12 protein-coding genes are annotated in these 18,958 nt (G+C 41.8%); 8 read left to right on the plus strand and 4 right to left on the minus strand.

Annotated features, from left to right (window positions below; all coding sequences use genetic code 11):
* The first annotated feature begins 254 nt into the window (after nt 1-254).
* The 8 genes from KSX81_RS10835 to KSX81_RS10870 all read left to right on the plus strand — a co-directional run bounded on the left by KSX81_RS10835 (nt 255) and on the right by KSX81_RS10870 (nt 12,068).
* Nucleotides 255-1,790, plus strand: coding sequence for a sulfatase-like hydrolase/transferase (locus tag KSX81_RS10835; RefSeq protein WP_004298359.1), 1,536 nt, complete (start codon nt 255-257; stop codon nt 1,788-1,790).
* A gap of 159 nt (nt 1,791-1,949) precedes the next feature.
* Nucleotides 1,950-5,108 (plus strand): SusC/RagA family TonB-linked outer membrane protein, encoded by a 3,159-nt coding sequence (locus KSX81_RS10840; protein ID WP_004298361.1) that lies wholly within the window; start codon nt 1,950-1,952, stop codon nt 5,106-5,108.
* A gap of 27 nt (nt 5,109-5,135) precedes the next feature.
* Nucleotides 5,136-6,908, plus strand: coding sequence for a RagB/SusD family nutrient uptake outer membrane protein (locus KSX81_RS10845; protein ID WP_004324280.1), 1,773 nt, complete (start codon nt 5,136-5,138; stop codon nt 6,906-6,908).
* Between the two features lie 30 nt (nt 6,909-6,938).
* Nucleotides 6,939-8,039 (plus strand): DUF5017 domain-containing protein, encoded by a 1,101-nt coding sequence (locus tag KSX81_RS10850; RefSeq protein ID WP_004298363.1) that lies wholly within the window; start codon nt 6,939-6,941, stop codon nt 8,037-8,039.
* Between the two features lie 144 nt (nt 8,040-8,183).
* Complete coding sequence (locus KSX81_RS10855; RefSeq protein WP_115484893.1) at nt 8,184-9,128, plus strand: tRNA-dihydrouridine synthase family protein; 945 nt, start codon at nt 8,184-8,186, stop codon at nt 9,126-9,128.
* Nucleotides 9,129-9,182: 54 nt separating this feature from the next.
* On the plus strand, nt 9,183-10,418 hold the full coding sequence (locus KSX81_RS10860) for a DcaP family trimeric outer membrane transporter (RefSeq protein ID WP_115484896.1): 1,236 nt from the start codon (nt 9,183-9,185) through the stop codon (nt 10,416-10,418).
* 313 nt (nt 10,419-10,731) lie between these two features.
* Nucleotides 10,732-11,112 carry a transposase gene (locus KSX81_RS10865; RefSeq protein ID WP_004322509.1) on the plus strand — a complete coding sequence of 127 codons (381 nt, stop codon included), beginning with the start codon at nt 10,732-10,734 and terminating at the stop codon, nt 11,110-11,112.
* A gap of 35 nt (nt 11,113-11,147) precedes the next feature.
* Nucleotides 11,148-12,068, plus strand: a complete 921-nt coding sequence (locus KSX81_RS10870; protein WP_004322510.1) for an IS3 family transposase — start codon at nt 11,148-11,150, stop codon at nt 12,066-12,068.
* On the opposite strand, the gene KSX81_RS10875 is transcribed toward KSX81_RS10870, so the two are convergent.
* The 4 genes from KSX81_RS10875 to KSX81_RS10890 form a co-directional block, all read right to left on the minus strand.
* The gene (locus KSX81_RS10875; protein ID WP_004307071.1) at nt 12,050-13,057 is read right to left on the minus strand and encodes an IS110 family transposase; all 1,008 of its coding nucleotides are present in this window, start codon (nt 13,055-13,057) and stop codon (nt 12,050-12,052) included. The two genes, KSX81_RS10870 and KSX81_RS10875, sit on opposite strands and share 19 nt — an antisense overlap.
* A 602-nt stretch (nt 13,058-13,659) precedes the next feature.
* Nucleotides 13,660-16,731 carry a chondroitinase family polysaccharide lyase gene (locus KSX81_RS10880; RefSeq protein ID WP_217726083.1) on the minus strand — a complete coding sequence of 1,024 codons (3,072 nt, stop codon included), beginning with the start codon at nt 16,729-16,731 and terminating at the stop codon, nt 13,660-13,662.
* Nucleotides 16,732-16,766: 35 nt separating this feature from the next.
* Nucleotides 16,767-17,459, minus strand: coding sequence for a DUF6250 domain-containing protein (locus tag KSX81_RS10885; protein WP_004322512.1), 693 nt, complete (start codon nt 17,457-17,459; stop codon nt 16,767-16,769).
* A gap of 115 nt (nt 17,460-17,574) precedes the next feature.
* Nucleotides 17,575-18,945, minus strand: a complete 1,371-nt coding sequence (locus KSX81_RS10890) for an LruC domain-containing protein (protein ID WP_217726084.1) — start codon at nt 18,943-18,945, stop codon at nt 17,575-17,577.
* Nucleotides 18,946-18,958 lie beyond the last annotated feature (13 nt).

Genomic DNA, 18,958 nt, shown 5'->3' on the forward strand with positions numbered 1-18,958 from the left:
ATTATTAGGCACGGATCACACGGATTTCACGGATTAAAAAACGATGAGTATGAAAACAACAGCGTTAATCCGTGTAATCCGTGCCTAAATTTATGATATAAACGGTTTTTTAGTCCGGACATCTTCGCCCGAATAAAGAAGGTAACTTCTTAAGTGTACTATTTTGTACTTCACTTGTACATTCCTACTCATTCTTTTTGTTCCATTCGCTTATCTTTGTGTTCATTACATTATTTCCTAAAACATTCAGCATTATGAAAAACGTTTCGCGTCTAATTCCCCTATTGTCCGGCATCGTCACGCTGTCAGGATGCAATCATGCACCCCAAAAGAACAATGGGCAGAATAGCCAAAAGCCTAACATTATTTATATATTTGCAGATGATCTCGGCATTGGTGATTTAAGTTGTTATGGAGCAACAAAAGTGAGCACTCCCAACATCGACCGGTTGGCAGGACAAGGAGTACAATTCACCAATGCTTATGCAACTTCTGCCACCAGCACCCCTTCCCGTTTCGGACTCCTGACAGGTATGTATCCTTGGAGACAGGAAAACACAGGAATCGCTCCCGGCAACTCTGAACTCATTATCGACACTACCTGCATCACCATGGCAGATATGCTGAAAGATGCAGGATACGCAACCGGTGCAGTAGGCAAATGGCATCTGGGACTCGGTCCGAAAGGTGGAACCGACTTTAACAACCGGATTACCCCTAACGCACAAAGCATTGGTTTTGACTACGAATTTATTATTCCGGCTACCGTAGACCGTGTACCTTGTGTATTTGTAGAAAACGGACATGTCGTAGGACTTGACCCCAATGATCCTATCACCGTAAGCTACGACCACAAAGTAGGCGACTGGCCTACGGGAGAAGAGAATCCGGAGCTCGTCACTTTAAAGCCCAGTCAGGGACACAACAATACAATTATCAACGGCATTCCCCGTATCGGCTGGATGACCGGAGGAAAATCCGCCCTTTGGAAAGATGAAGACATAGCCGATATCATCACCCATAAGGCTAAGAATTTCATTGCATCCCATCAGGAAGAACCCTTCTTTTTATATATGGGTACGCAAGACGTACATGTACCGCGCATCCCCCACCCACGTTTCGCAGGCAAAAGCGGACTCGGCACTCGTGGCGACGTCATCCTGCAACTGGACTGGACCATCGGTGAAATCATGCACACACTGGACAGCCTCCACATCGCAGACAACACCATCCTGATCTTTACCAGCGATAACGGTCCTGTTATCGACGACGGCTATCAAGACCAAGCTTACGAACTTCTCAACGGGCATACTCCGATGGGGATCTACCGTGGTGGGAAATACAGTGCTTACGAAGCGGGGACACGCGTTCCATTTATCGTCCGCTGGCCTGCCCGAGTAAAGCCGAACAAGCAACAAGCTCTTTTCTCTCAAATAGATGTGTATGCATCGCTCGCCTCCCTTTTGGACCAACCTTTACGTAAAGGAGCTGCTCCCGATAGTCAAGAACATCTGAACGTACTCCTCGGCAAAAATAATACAAACCGTGAGTATGTCGTTCAACAGAATCTCAATAACACACTTGCCATCATAAAAGGTCAATGGAAATACATCGAACCGAGCGACGGCCCCGCTATCGAGTATTGGACGAAAATGGAGTTAGGCAACGACAAACAGCCTCAACTTTACGATTTATCCTCCGATCCATCGGAGAAAACGAATGTATCAAAACAATACCCCGACATAGTGAAAGAATTATCTGAATTACTAGAATCCGTAAAAGAAAAATAGTTTATGAGAACAGGAAAATTGTATGATTTTGCACCAATCTTGAATAATTCTATCCATATTAGAATATTCAATCCATCTATCTTTGCAAGCGTAGATTCAATAAAATCACTTAATTTTTAATATATGAAAAAACATTTATCCACTCAAACTAGAAAAAGGATGCTCTCCTCCATCGGACTGATCCTGTTTTCTGTTTCTTTTGTACTTGCACAGGTACTTGTTAAAGGTACAGTGAAGGATAACTTAGGAGAAGGAGTGCCGGGAGCCAGTGTCCAGGTAAAAGGTACTTCGCAAGGAACAATCACTGACCTTGACGGTAAATTTGCTTTTAACGTGCCCAATAAAAATTCGATATTGGTTATTTCTTTCATTGGTTATGTCACAGTAGAAATGAAGGTGGACACTCAAAAGCCAATGGTTATCACATTAAAGGAAGACACAAAGACATTGGACGAAGTGGTAGTAGTCGGCTATCAGGAGATACGCAAGAAGGATCTGACTGGCTCTGTTGCCAAAGCCAGTATGGCGGAACTGCTTAGCACTCCGACTGCTTCTTTCGGCGAGACATTGGGCGGACGTATTGCCGGTGTCAACGTAAGTTCGGGCGAAGGTATGCCGGGCGGACAGATGAACATCGTCATCCGTGGTAACAACTCTTTGACACAGGACAACTCTCCTCTTTATGTCATTGACGGTTTCCCGGTGGAAGACCCCTCCATAGCCGCAGCCATTAATCAGAACGATATCGAGTCACTCGACTTCCTGAAGGATGCCTCTGCTACCGCTATCTACGGTGCTCGTGGTGCCAACGGTGTCGTGATGATTACAACCAAGAAAGGAACAATCGGCCAACCTAAAATTAAATACGACGGAAGTTTCGGTATTCAGCATATCACCAAAACGATCCCGATGATGGATGCCTATGAATTCGTCAAACTACAGGCAGAACGTAGTCCCAAAGATATGGAAACTACCTACTTCATGAATTATGACGGCAAGAAATGGGGACTGGAAGATTATAGGAATATTCCGCAATATAATTGGCAGGATGAAATCTTCCGCAGCGCATGGATGCAAAGCCACAATGTCAGCCTGACCGGTGGTTCGGAAGGAGTTCGTTACAACGCTTCTTTATCTTATTATGACCAGGACGGTATCTTGTTGGAATCAAACTACAAGCGCGTACAAGGCCGTATGGGTACTACCATCCAAAAGAAAAAACTGAAAATCTATCTGACGACCAACTATTCCAGTACTACAACTACCGGTGGTTCTCCTTCCCAGAACTCATACAGTGGTATGAATAACCTGTTCTATAGTGTATGGGGATATCGCCCTGTGACAGAACCGGACAGACCATTAAACTCGTTGATGGACAATATTATGGACGACGCGATAAACAATACCAACGACTATCGTTTCAACCCTATCATGTCTTTGAAAAACGAATATCGCAAGACGTATGCGAACTATATCCAGTTCAACGGATTCGCAGAATATGAATTTATCAAAGGATTGAAGTTGAAAGTTTCCGGCGGTTACACGTTCGATACCCGCAAAGGGGAAACATTCAACAACTCGAAAACTCGTTATGGTAATCCGAAATCATCCGATAAGGTGAATGCAGAAATCTACCATTCTCAACGTGCAACGTGGTTGAACGAAAATATTCTAACCTATCAGACCAATATCAAACGGAAGCATTTCTTTAATAGTATGGTAGGTGTAACTCTGCAAAATTCCGACTATGAATACTATTCATACAAGACAGTGCAAATTCCAAACGAAGCACTCGGGATGGCAGGAATGAGTGAAGGAACTCCCAGTACGACCAAATCATTAAAGAGTTCCTGGTCTATGCTTTCTTTCCTGGGACGTTTGAACTACAACTATAAATCATTGTATTATGCAACGGTTTCTTTCCGTTCCGACGGTTCTTCCAAGTTCCGTGGTGATAACCGTTTCGGCTATTTCCCTTCCGGTTCATTGGCTTGGGGATTCATGGAAGAAGATTTCATGAAACCATTGAAATCTGTTGTTTCTTCCGGTAAATTAAGAGTAAGCTGGGGATTGACCGGTAACAATCGCGTAGGCGAGTATGATACGTACGCTTTATATCAGATATTAAAAGATAAAGTTGGGGATTTTATTTCGATTGGTAGCCTACCGAGTGGTGTATATCCGTTCGAGAACAGTCTGACAAGTGTAGGTACAGTGCCTACTTCCTTAAGAAACAGAAAACTGAAATGGGAGACTACTGAACAGTGGAACCTGGGTCTGGACTTGGGCTTCCTGGACGAACGTATCGGATTAACCGTAGACTGGTATCGTAAAACGACTCGTGATTTGTTGCTGAATACTGCACTTCCCACCTCTTCCGGTTATTTCAGTGCCATGAAGAATGTAGGAAAGGTACGCAATCAAGGTATCGAGTTCACATTGAACACGACCAATATCAAGAACCGTCATTTCTCATGGACTACTAACTTTAATATCGCATTCAACAAGAACAAAGTATTAGAATTGGCCGAAAACCAATCTTCTCTATTGAGTGCAGCCAAATTTGACCAGAACTATAACTCTCAATACAGCTACATTGCCAAAGTGGGTTATCCGATGGGAATGATGTACGGATTCATCTACGAAGGTACATACAAATACGAAGATTTCGACAAAGTGGGTGATACATATACACTGAAACGCAATGTTCCGTATTTCTCTTCCGAAAGTAATACACAACCGGGTATGCCGAAATACGCAGACCTGAATGGTGACGGTATCATCGACGATAACGACCGCACTATGATCGGTAACGGTATGCCGAAACATACGGGTGGATTTACCAACAATTTCGAATACAAAGGATTTGACTTGAGCATCTTCTTCCAATGGTCGTATGGAAACGATGTATTGAATGCCAACCGCCTGTTCTTCGAGAACAGCAATAAAACACGTGACTTGAACCAATACGCAAGTTACGCAGACCGCTGGACACCGGAAAATCCGGAAAGTAATATTCCGAGAGCTACCGACTCCGGTTCTAACAAAGTGTTCTCTACACGTATTATCGAAGATGGTTCGTTCCTTCGTCTGAAGACCGTATCTTTAGGATATACACTGCCGAAACAACTGACCAAAAAATGGAAGATAGACAATGCACGCGTATTCGTTGCCGGTCAGAATCTATGGACATGTACAGGGTATTCCGGTTACGACCCGGAAGTATCTATCCGTGAAGGCGCACTGACTCCGGGACTGGACTTCTCCGCTTATCCGAGAGCCTACTCTATCAGTTTTGGTATAAACTTAGGTTTCTAATCAATCATCCTTCAAACAATTACGTATATGAAAACAATAAAAATAATCATCATATCACTTCTTGTCGGACTTAACCTGACTTCCTGCGATTTCTTGGAAAAAGACCCGACATACACCACTCCTGAAAACTTCTTCAAAAATGAAGCGGACGCTACCTCTTGGCTGACAGGAACCTATGCCATTCTGGGACAAAGTTCCTTCTACGGAAATGAATTCTTATACCTTGTAGGAGGTGACGATCTGGGACACTATGGTGGTGCCAACCGCGGACCTAACAAAAGTGGGTTGATCTGTAACAATGCCAATACAAGTGATCCGGCCGTTGCAGCATTATGGTACACACTATACTCCGGCATCAACAGAGCCAATATTTTTCTGGAAAATATTGATGCAGTGCCCGATATGAACGACGACACCCGCAAGCAGTACAAAGCCGAAGCCCGTTTCTTACGCGCATTCTATTATTTTACTTTAGTAGAATGTTGGGGAGATGTACCTTTCAAGACTACTTCTACAGAAGATGCCTATAACCTCTCCATTCCACGTACGGACAAACAGACGATTTATGATTTTATCATCAAAGAGATGTATGGTTCTGCCGAGGATCTCAAATCTGCTCAAGATTTGAACTATTTACCGGGACGTGTTTCCAAATCGGCTGCTTGGGGAATGTTGGCGCGTGTATATATGTTCCGGGCCGGTGAACCTAAACGTGACAAGGAAGTGGGTTTGGCTAACAACACGACTAGTGCCGAGATTACAGAATATTTCAAAAAAGCAAGTTACTATGCACAGTTAGTCAAGAATGAGGGTCATTCACTAACTGCCAAATATTGGGACTTCTTTATCGACATTTGTTCTGATAAGTATAACACTGCTCTCAATAAGGATGGTGCCAAGGCTAATGAAAGTATTTGGGAAGTAGAATTTGCAGGTAACCGTTCGACGGATGTACGTGCAGAAGGTCGAATCGGTAATATTATCGGCATTCAGGGTAAGGACCTTTCTTCCAAAGCATCCATCACTGGTAAAGGTGATCCGGGCTATGCATACGCTTTTATCTGGAATACTCCTAAACTGCTGGAATTATATGAAGCAAACGATGACATTGACCGTTGCAACTGGAATATTGCTCCATTCACTTACACCCAGTCAGCAGGAGAAGGTACTCCGGTGGACGGTCGTGAATTTGTAAAGGGAAAAAGAGATGAAGTGGAACAACAATACTGGGATAAATCCTTCAGCTATGGTAAAACAGAGCCGGGGTCTACTTACGGTGATCGTGAATCGAAGAACGATGCCAATAAGAACCGCAACAGGGCTGCCGCCAAATATCGTAGAGAATATGAAGCAGACAAGAAGAGTAAAAACGATACTTCCATCAACTTCCCTCTTCTCCGTTACTCTGACATTCTGCTAATGATTGCAGAGGCAGAAAATGAAGTCAACCATGGTCCCAATGATTTGGCGTATGAATGTATCAATGCAGTAAGAGAACGTGCAGGAATCAAAAAACTTGCAGCAAATCTGGATGAAGAGAGCTTCCGCAAAGCGATCAAAGACGAACGTGCAATGGAACTCTGTTTCGAGTACACACGTCGTTTCGACCTGATCCGTTGGGGAGACTATTACAAACTGATGCAGGAACAAGTGGACAAGGCACAGGCTGACGAATCCTGGAAATTCGGAATCAATGTATATACTTACTTCAATATTCCGAAGTCTTACAATTATTTCCCGATTCCTGCCAATGAAATAGGATCAAACGGTGCTATCAAGACGAATAATCCGGGTTGGTAATTCTCTTAATAACTTTAAAAAGAAAAGGACATGAAAATAATATATAAAAGTTTGATGACTATCGCTTTTGCCGGACTATCCCTGGCTTCATGCGACAAGGAATTAAAAGAAGAAACAGCAATGGAAGTGGGTGTGGTGACAGACAGCAATGTCAGCTTCGATGGCAAAACTGTGACTGTAAAGAAAGGAAACCCTGTAACGTTCAGCTTCGATGGTGACCCTGATTTTATCAGTTTCTTCAGCGGTGAGATAGGGCACGAATACAAACACCGGAACAGAATTGAAATGCAACCGGAAGACGTAGAAAAATGTGAAATCAACTTCTCCGTAGTATATGACTATGGTAGTGCGAAAACCATCGAAGGTTCTACTCACATATTAATATCCGATCAATTCGAAGGAATTAGTGGCAACAATGTGGAAAAAGACAAAGAAGCAGTTACTAATTGCGAATGGACAGAACTTGTCAGCCAAGATGAGCTTCCTAAAGCAACCAAAGATACTAAAGACTATTCTTGTCCTTTAATATCTTACTTGGGTAAAGAAATCAGCATTGCTTTCCGCCTCAACCCTCTTGATAATAGCAGCACAATGCCTGTAATACATATTAAAGGCTTACAGCTTAATCTGGAGTTCAACAATGGAAAATCAACCACAATTAATGCAAAGAACTTCGAATTCTCGGCTTTAAATGTAACCTACAATTTAGATGATCTTTCAAAAAACAACACTCATCTTACCAAATTGAAGGAAGCATTAGGAAATAAAAACCTCACACTTGAAGAGATGAAAAGCGCAGAATATGCAGATAAAATAGCATATGCTACTGTAGACGGTAATATTCCTTATTTCTGGAGAATTAGCCAGCCAAGCGATTTCGTAACCAGTGGCGGAGCAGCAGGGTATACAAAAGGAGATACTTGGCTTATCTCCAATTCCATCCTCCTTAACGGTTCCTGCGATCCTGACGCTGGTGTAGCTATCAAGAATATCTCGCAATCGTTGGAGATATACTCACATACCTATGAAGAGGCCGGTACATATACCGCTACTTTCGTAGCCAACAATGCAAACTACGTCCATCAAGGTGGTCAAGTAGTACGTGAACTGACTATAAACGTTGTAGAATAAAAATATATCCCCCAATTTTTCTAACCTTCAATCATAGAAAACGTTTATAAAAATCAGACTTTAATCAATTTAACATCAGAAAGAGAGGGACCGCGAGGTTCCTCTCTTTTACTTTTTCTGTATCTTTGCACAAAAATAAAAATAATGCCAAAGACTCTTCCTATTCATTTTGCCCCATTACAAGGTTACACCGAAGTGTTTTACCGTAATGCTCATGCTGCCTGCTTCGGAGGTATAGATACTTATTATACCCCATTTGTACGACTCGAAAAAGGCGGATTCCGCCATAGAGATGTGCGAGGAATCGAACCCGGGAATAATCAGGTAGCCCATCTGATTCCCCAACTGATAGCCCCTTCTTTTGAAAAAGCAGAAAAAATCTTATCCCTATTCATTGAAAAGGGATATAAGGAAGTCGACATCAATATGGGATGTCCTTTTCCCATGCTGGCTAAACGCCACAATGGTTCCGGCATTCTTCCTTATCCCGAAGAAGTTCAGGCGTTACTTAGCCTGATTACAGAATATCCGCAAATAAGTTTCTCCATCAAAATGAGGTTGGGCTGGGAAGATCCGGAAGAATGTCTGAAACTGGCTCCGATTATCAATGAGCTACCCTTGCGACAAGTGGTTATGCACCCCCGCTTGGGAAAACAGCAATACAAAGGAGAAGTTGACCTTAAAGCGTTTGAGGCTTTTCAGAATGCCTGCAAGCATCCGCTCATCTATAATGGAGATATCAATAGTGTAGAAGATATTCACCGCATTCAGGAACAGTTTCCCGGACTAGCCGGAATGATGATAGGACGGGGATTACTTGCCAACCCGGCATTAGCTTTGGAGTATAGACAAAACCGTGCACTCGAGTTCGATGAAATGAGAGAAAAATTGCAATCTATGCACAAATGCGTATACAATCAATATGCAGAACAGTTGGAAGGAGGAGACGAACAACTTCTGAACAAAATGAAAACTTTCTGGGAATATTTAATGCCGCAAGCAGACAGAAAATTACTGAAAGCAATTCATAAAAGCACAAGTCTCAACAAATATAATCAGGCAATCCTTGTCTTTTTTAATCAACGATGAACTGATAACCAGTAATTTTACGTAATTTTGCGCCCGTTTACAAACATGCACATTATGAAAAAATACATTCTAATCTTTCTTTGTCTGATAACCGTATCAGGCAGTTTCGCACAAATGCAGGATTTCAAGTTCAAATTCTATGGACAGATTCGTACTGACTTCTATTATAATAGTCGTGCTAACGAAGAAACCGTAGACGGATTGTTTTATATGTATCCAAAAGACAAAGTGCGTGATCCGGAGGGGAACGATTTGAACTCAACACCCAACAGTAACTTCTATACTTTATATTCGCGCCTTGGAGTAGACGTTGCCGGTCCAAAACTGGGAACAGCCAAGACATCTGCCAAAGTAGAAGTCGACTTCCGCGGCACAGGCACTTCTTATTCGGTCATTCGCCTTCGTCATGCTTATTTGAATCTGGATTGGGGAAAATCAACTTTATTACTCGGACAGAACTGGCATCCCTTATTCGGAGATGTGTCTCCGCAGATTCTTAATCTCTCCGTAGGAGCACCGTTTCAGCCCTTCAGCCGTGCGCCACAAATTCGTTATCGCTATACAAACAAGAATTTCCAACTTACCGGAGCCGCAGTGTGGCAATCACAATATACTTCACAAGGACCGGAAGGGAAAACACATAAGTATCTGAAGCAAAGCTGTATTCCCGAATTTTATGTCGGAGCTGATTATAAGAATGGCGGTTTGCTGGCCGGCGTAGGCATTGAGTTGTTATCATTGAAACCACGTACGGAGTCTATAGTAAATACAGATAAATACAAGGTAGACGAACGCATCACAACTCTTTCATACGAAGCTCATGTGAAATACACCAACAAAGACTGGTTCATCGCTGCGAAGAGTGTATTAGGATCCAATCTGACACAAGCTTCCGGTTTGGGTGGATTCGGGATCAAGTCTGTCAACGAACAAACGGGAGAACAAGAATATACTCCGATACGTTTCTCCAGCTCTTGGTTCAACGTTGTCTACGGACAGAAATGGAAGCCGGGAATCTTCGTAGGCTATGCCAAGAATCTGGGAACAAGTGATGCACTATATGCTCCCAAAGGAAATGATGCAAAACTTTATGGAACAGGAACAGACCTTAACCAATTAGTTACGGCAGGAGCAGAACTGACCTACAATGTCCCCCACTGGAAATTCGGGTTGGAATATACATTAAGCTCTGCATGGTATGGTTCGCTCAATACGTCCAATGGGAAAATTCAAGATACCCATGCCGTATGTAACAACCGTATTGTTGCCGTTGCCATGTTTATGTTCTAACCTCTCTATACAATTATTTTAATTATATATCTGTCACCTGTCACCGATTGCTGCTTAACGGTTTGATTATTAACAATTAACACCGTGACAGCAATAGGTGACAGCAGTGTGACAACAATAATGCTGTCACCAGAAACAGATAAACTACATTTCACAACGCGGAGGTATTCACTCTGGAAGCTCCAGGCAATCCTATTTATTTCATGAATGCATTACCTTTGTTTCTCGTGGGGAAACTTTTAGTTTCAAGGCTTGAAACCAAAGGTTTTGTAGTGTACTGAATAAGTTGACACTTCTCAAATTCGAAATTCACATGGAAGAATTAAAAAAGAAGTACACTCCTTACACAGAATCTGAACGAATGTCTTATATTCGTGAGTATTTATCGACTTCCGAAACGAAGTATCAGTTTGCTAAGCGTACCGGTATTTGCCGACGTCTGCTGATTCTTTGGCTCGAAAAGTATCATATAAATGATAAAGTTATGAATACAGAACAGCCCTCTTTAAGCAAAGCCTCTGATGAGTCTCTCAATGAACTGGAAAAAGAACTCGCTGCATTGCGTGCCGAAAACCGCAAACTTCAGCGTGCCCTTCAGGAGGAAAGTCTTCGTCATGAAGCTTGTGAGGAATTGATTAATCTTGCGGAGTCCACCTATCACATCAAGGTTCGAAAAAACTCCGATGCCAAGTAATCGACACCTTGTCACAGGGGAACTCTGCCCGTCATATGCGCGGCAGTCTGCAGTTCCTCTGTGATTACTTCGGCATAACCAGACAAGGTTATTATAAGCATGTCAACAGAAAAAAGGAAATAGACATCCTCACATCAAGCATTGTGCTGTATTGTAATGAGTTACGTAAACTTATGCCTAAGGCTGGTATGCGTGAACTCTATGCATGCTGCCTCCGCAAGTTTGGTGTCAGGATGGTCATTGGGCGTGATCAATGCTATAATATTTTTCGTGCTAATGGCCTGTGTCAACGTGTCAGGCATGTGAGACCAAAGACAACAAATTCCAATCATAATTATTACATTTATCCGGACTTGCTGAATGTCACTCCTAAATTTGTAGCTGACACATTCGGTTCAATGGTTGTAGCGGACATAACCTATGTTGCCACGTGCCAGGGATGGGCTTACCTGTCTCTTCTTACCGATGCGGGCAGTCGGGCCATAGTCGGATATGCACTGTGCAAAACACTTGAAGCGGAAGGTCCCTTAAAGGCACTTAGGATGGCTATGGACTTTTACAACAGATACAATGTTGATTTGAGTAGTCTCATACACCATTCTGACCGGGGAGTGCAATACTGCTCAAAACTGTATGTGGGCATGCTCAAGAAACATCATATCAATATTAGTATGACTCAGTGTGGAGATCCGCTACATAATGCCCTGGCTGAACGGATGAATAACACGATCAAGAATGGGTGGCTGTTTGACTGCGAAGATGATAGCTTTGAACAGTTGGATAAACGTATAGCCGATGCCATATATGCATACAATTATCTTCGACCCCATCAAGGCATACAAATGAAAACACCGATGGAATATATTCGTAACGGCAGGGGAAAGGTAGTTGAAGTCCCGCTCGTCGGGACGGGTGCTCCCGCCCCTATTCTTATGGATTACGCAAGCGAATTTTGATAATTTCTCGAAAAAAAAGCATCCGTCCTAATTACAGCGAACATAATCGTAACTAATTTCGCTCTAACTGCATTCAGAACCGACATCTTATTTTTTCCCTCTTCGACCTTTCTGTCATAATATTTCTTCAATGGACTATTTTTCACTTGTGAAACAGATAGTGCCGCCATATGTAGCAAATGCTTGATGCTCTTGTCAGCCCTATTAGATACTCTATTTTTAGAACGTTGGCTACTTCCTGACACATAGACGAACGGAACAACTCCTGCATGACAGCAAAACTTCCTGGGATCAGTAAAAGAAGTGAAAGCATCTGTTTCCATGATCATCTTCAGTGCAACACGTTCCCCAACTCCATCCACAGACATGAGTAAATCCATTTGATGAGCAATGACAGGTGCCTGATTTATAAGTTCTTTTATTTCAAGGTCTATTTGTGCTATGTAATCCGTAAATGTATTGATAATCCCTTCAACTCTATTGCATTTAGCAATATATATTGAGTGTTCCATATAGTCTACCTGATCTTTTAGCTGGGATTGATATTTAGCCCTATCTGCAACAAGCATACTGCGTTCTGTTGATAAGTTTTTGAGTTTTTGTATTATAAGCTCTGATGCGGTATACGGTTGTAGGCAATCATTATATCTTTCTGCATACATTGCTATTCGGCAGGCATCTATTTTATCATTTTTGCCACGAGGTATTCCATGACAATATTTTATTTTAGCTGCATCTTCCAAACATAAGTAGACTCCTATACTTTTTGTTGCACAGACCAAAGGATAGGTATATTGCCCTGTATGTTCCGCACAGACAACCAAACTGTCCTCAGAGAGGAAAAATTTCTCAAACGTTCTTGTTAACCAAGATTTAATAGAGGATAGATCATTAGGAATAACATCATAAAGGATGTCCTTACCGTTACTCCTTAAACATAAATCCAATTTTTTCTTACTCACATCAACTCCTAAATAAAAAACTTTCATACTTTTGTTTTTGAACATTAAACAAAAAAGAAAGGACCTGAACTTGACCTAATAACCTTAAACAGGTTTACTGAAATTCTTATATGGGTTTGAGTTCAAGGAAGGAGCAAAAGGACCGAATAGGGACTTAGACTTGACTTCTATTGCCGCTGATGGTTTTCCTTTTGCTTTCCTTTCAATATCAATTCAAAGATAAATATTTTGATGCTGCAAATCTAAGGTTGCCGCTAGGGCGATCCCCGAGCGAAGAGTTTTTGTTATTTAATGAAAGTTTACAGCCCGAAGTCTTGCACTTATAAGAGAAGATACATAATTTTGCAAAATATCTAAAATGACAACTTATACAGGAATTACAAAGGGACAAGTAAACTTATTTAGGTTTTAAAAAATATTGAGTAAACTAACTTAGGTATAACAAGCGAAGTTGTCAACTAAATCCAGTACAGTACATTTCGTACCGGGAAACTAAAGTTTCAGCATTGGGAAACTGTAGTTTCAGCACCGAGAAACAATAGTTTCAACGGCATGGAAACTATGGTTTCTCCAAGAGAAACTAGTGTTCCCCTATCAGGAAAAGCAAATGATCTCCTATTGTCTGACTTTTATCTCCTTAACTCCACTTCAAAGCTAGCACCATCTTTACAACTGAACTGCAAAACTGTTTGCTTCTTATCAGAAGAAATCACCTTGCAAAACGGAGTTTCTTCTACATTCCATTGCCCTTTTATCGTTACAGTCACAGGTATTTCACTACTGGCATTTTCAATCCATGGTCGTGAATAGATACTACGTTCGATGCGTTTCCCATCTTTATCAAACGCTTCATCGCTTGGACCGCGATACAAAGCTAAATCCGGTTGTGCCACCGTCAACTTAATCTTATCAGCAGATCCTTTATGAATCATAACCAGACAGGAAGTATCCACACGTTGTAATAAACCACCCGGCAATGTCGTTTCAGGAGTTTCAAACAACACATAAGAAATGATCTGTTCGGAAACGGACTCTACAATATGTGCATTCCGGTCTTGCTGTAATACCTTATAAGTGGGCTTCTTTGCAAATTTCTTCATCAGAGTTTCATTCGTCTGAGGCAGAACAGCGTATTCATAACTTCCGTTTTTCGGTGCCTTTCCATGATCTACAACCAAAGAAACCCAATCACCCTTTGTTTCCTTTCCTGTATTTTGCATTCGCGAGTATTGAGGAAAGTTCTTCTCAAACCGGATGGGAGTTGGAACATAATAACCCGTTCCCAAATGGTCCACCCATACTTTCTTATCTCCTTGATAATTTTTCCAATAATCATGCCCTGCTTTATCAGTAACTGCCAATTGGAAGATAGTCGTTTCTGTCGGGAACTCCGTATTTGTATTTTCAATATCCGAACCAAGACAGACAATCATTCCATCGATGAAATGGTAAGATTTACGTGCCCGATGTGATCCGTTGTACTTATCATGCTCATGTAACTTCATTCCGAAATTACCATTCATCTTCTGTTGAGACAAACCACCGGCAAAAGCCTCGTCGGAGTAAAGCATCTCTTCCATTCCAGAGTAACTATCCACATTGAGCACCTTAGCCTGCAATTGCTCCAATGGCAAATGAATAGATGTCACTCCCGGAATACGGTTCCAGTCAAAACCTTCCTGCTGCCAGCCGCTAGTGGCGGGAGTTACTGTCTGTCCCGGTGCAGCAGTCAATATTTGCAAACTGCCGTGTGCCAGGTAGCGACCGTATAGATTTGCTCCCAGATAATGCTCTGCCGCCCATAGATAACGGGAATGTCCGCGTGCCACAGCCGACCAATTGCTACGACGTTGGACAGAGACGCAACCATATCCCATCGCTATATTTCCCTGCGGATCCGGTTCCGGACGGAAACCTTTCTCCACAAGACGTTTTGCCACCTTACGTTCTTCAGCATTTGAAACCTTAGGCATATATTCGGGAGAGTCATTTTCAATACTTGGGTCTGAAATCAGACGGAGGTAAGAAGAAGCCATTTCACTATCATATTCCTCCTTTCCATCGGGAGAACCAGCTAGAGCCATCATAGCAAAATGCATAGGAACCAGTTTACCTTTTCCATCCGGATGACGACCGGACATGGAAAGAGGGAAGTTCAGCTTATTGCAATAGAAACGCATGGTCAACAGTACATTTTTCACTGTTTCATGAGCTAACTCGGAAACAGCAAATTCCGTCCGGCTGAAAAGATAAATCATATTGGTTGCTCCATCGAGTCCGCCCACAGCATAAGCCGGATAGTTATTTCGATGATGGAAAGCACCTCCGTCTACTTTAAACGAACCGGATAATCCCAATGCAGGACGGCAACCAAAATCAATCCAACGGGAGAAAGACCGGAGATATTGTAGTTTTTCCGGTGTATCTTCCATCATTAAAATGCTGGCAATGCGTCCTGTGGTCTGTGTATTGAAAGAGTCCATATCAATTCCATTAACTTCCGGTTTAGGGTATACTTCGTTAGTAATCGCATACCAACGTAACGTACGTTCGGCTTCCTGAAGTTTCCCGGTTTCCCTAAGCACATCTTTCATCAGAAAATATGCCAGGTACAGACCGCGAACACTATAGCCATAATGATGGATATTTCCCCAACAACTACCATAAGCTACCCCCTGATCGGTTATGTGATCGTACATTGCTAAGAACTTCTTCTTCATTTCTTCCCGAATCACCGGATTTGCCGCATTATTATATGCAACGGCAATTCTTTTCATCAGGTCGAAATAAGCACGCATTTCCACTCCCATTTTAGTCAGCATATCTTTATCCCAGTTTGGTATGATCCGTTCATAAGCTTCTGAAGCACGTACCATGTAAATAGGTACTCCCGATACTTGGCCGTTCTTGTAAGTTATCTGATAGAAATCATATTTCTTGCGGATGGTTTCTACTTCTTTATCAGTCGTTTTTCCTTTCGTGTAGATCATATCACGAAAACGCTTTTCCAACAGTTGCATTTCTGCTCTTTGCTTATCGTCTACAGGAGTCAATTCAATATCCGGTTTCAAAAGCGAGTGTTGATAGACAACCAGCCAATGGTTGGTGGTCCCGGCATTGACAAAAGGAACTTGCAGATCGGCCGTCTGTTGACGTGCATCAACTTTAGTAGCCGTAATCAAATGATCGATGAAAAGGCTTCCTTTTGAATTTGGAGCAATAATCCGGAGTTCATTCATGCCTTCTTCCGGTGTGCCTTGCATATCACGTTCATAGCAAACCCATGCGGCACGCCAACCACTGAAATTAATACCAAAAGGGAAAGATGTGCATCGTTTGCCGTCTTTCAGAAACTGAAACTCAATGGTCGCATCTTGGGGAACTTCATTATAAACCCACACAATAAAAGCCGAAAGATATAAATCCTTGCCGGTCGGATCTTTCTTCTCAAACTTCAGGTCTTTCTTGAGTTCCAATATACCACCCGGTTCAAATGTCCATTCCAACGAATGTTTTCCATCTTTATAATGCAGATCAGATACCGACAGGCGGGAATGGGTAGCGGTGATACAATCCGGTATTTGCGGTTCTTCAAAAGAAAACATCCGTTCATCTGTTACAACTTGTGCATGAAGGAATGCTGAACACAAAAGAGAAAACAGAGTTGTCACTCCAAATTTAGTAAAAGGTTGTTTCATCATGGAAATATAGTCTTATTAGGTTTTCAGTATATAAGTCAAAGTATAGTCGCTTTAAAATCTGTAAAGAGTACGTGATTCTGCAAAAGACGTAAACCGAAGTATCCGTCACCTTCACTACCCGCAAGGGTATAGCGGAACAACTCTTCATCATTCACAGAATAAGTTGTGATTCCCTTTTCCACTCGAATCCGAATCTCATACCATTGATTGGGGACGAGTAAATGAGAGGCATCGGTATATTCTTTCAATAAAGGTTTCACCTTGTCATCTGCCACTCCATAATATTCTCCTTTGTATCGACGGAAACGGGTCGTTGAGTTATCATTTCCTCCGTATCCAACGTAGAAAAGGTTTAATGTGTTATAGTTTTTAAAGATGCCGTCACGCCACTGACTACGGGCAAAAAGATCATCAGGGTATTTAGGATCATTGGCAGCCCAGAAGCAGTTCAGATCACTCAAGCGGTCATACTTTCCACCTTGCATCACCATACAAATACGATAACTTATTTCATAATCGCCCGTCAATCGTTGCCGATACCACATAGTCAGTCCGTCCGGAACTATCAATTCTAATGTATCTGCACTTTCTATTATTTGCAAAGCATGGGATGCATCTTCTATTTTCCATTGCTGCACAAAAGAAGCTTTGTGCTGTGCCAAAAGCACCACACTATTTAAGAGAAAAAAAGTAATCAAACTGTAGCCTATAAAAAATCGCTTCGTCATTACGGTATTAGTTTAAAGATTATTCTTCCGAATACAAAGAAACCCCTCTTTTCGAAAAAAGAGGGGTTCAAATTGTACAAAATAACTCAAATAACGTATTGACTGATAATTTGCATTACCAATATCTTATAGTTTTTTCATCAACAAAGTTCTCATACCATTTCTGGTTTGAAACACCCTTACTATCTACCCATTTAGTAAAATCAGGATATGCTTCTCTAAATGGTACACGTTCATAAGCATGACGTGTGCCAACCGGAAGTTTAACTCCCCAAGTGGAACCTTTGGTATTTGAATAATAAACATTTGCATCCAGTGTAGTGTCACCCGCAACCAATGCTTCATATTCTGCTTTGTAAGCAGAAGTCGGTGCATAACCCCTCATGTGTATTTCTTTACCACCGTTCACCTTAATAAAGAAATTCTGTCTATTAGTATCTAAAATCAACTCTCTAAATGCTGCAAGCTGAGCATCTCTTTCAGCTCCAGTTAATCCTTCTTTACCAATCAGTCTAACTTCAGCACGCAACATAGGTAGTCCTTCTCTTACTTTTCCTTGTGTTACCTGAAACATATCCTGATTATTATCCATCAAAGAAGTTAAACCATCCAGTGTAATAACAGTTCCTTCCGCTTGTGCTTTATCCACTGTCAATATTGCGAAACGCGGTTCTTTGCGAGTATCATTACTCCAACTCCAATTTTTATTTTCAACTTTCACTATATTTTTTGTAGAAAGTTCCTCTTTAGCTAAGTCTGTCATTGTTCCCTGACCACCTTTTAGTATAAGGCTTGCAGTAATCCGATCAACATACTCGCTTTTCAAACCATCCAGTACAACACCTAACACAGTCGGGTATATACCACCTACAGCACGAACATCCAAAGTCAACAACAATTCTTCTTTACCTCCTACAGTCTCCATCATCTGTTGACTATGACATTCAGTCACCTTCAAGTCATACTCGAATACAACATCGTTGAAATCTTCATCATACCATGAATCCAGTTGAATAGGCCAACCATCTTCGAACATCACCACACCTGTGTTATGATAGAAAAGATAGCCTTGGTCCGTTTCATTTGTCGGCTGCACTGCATCTTCAGGAAGCGCAAGAGTTACCGATGCCAGACGGTTTGTTTCAAAATTGAAACCAGTACTCTGATCTACACCACGACTAACAGGAGACAAAGCAAATTCTTTTGTAGCCTCTGTTCCCGAAACTGTATTGTATTTCATATACACTTTCTCGCAAGCAGCAGGAACATTCAACGTAAGAGTACGGGAATCTTTCACTAATACATCTCCCACAAGCAGACTCGCTTCAGAACCACTTTTATCGGAATATACATTCACAAGTGTAGAAGCATTTACCGGGTCAACAGTTCCCGAACCATCGTTACCTTTTTCCAACTCATTATCAGAGCAGGAAGTAGTAACCAACATTGTCCCCATAAGGACATACATCAAACTTTTAATTTTCATCTTAATTTAATTT

Origin of the sequence: Bacteroides sp. MSK.18.37, from assembly GCF_019129155.2 — a bacterium.
Lineage (GTDB): Bacteria > Bacteroidota > Bacteroidia > Bacteroidales > Bacteroidaceae > Bacteroides > Bacteroides ovatus.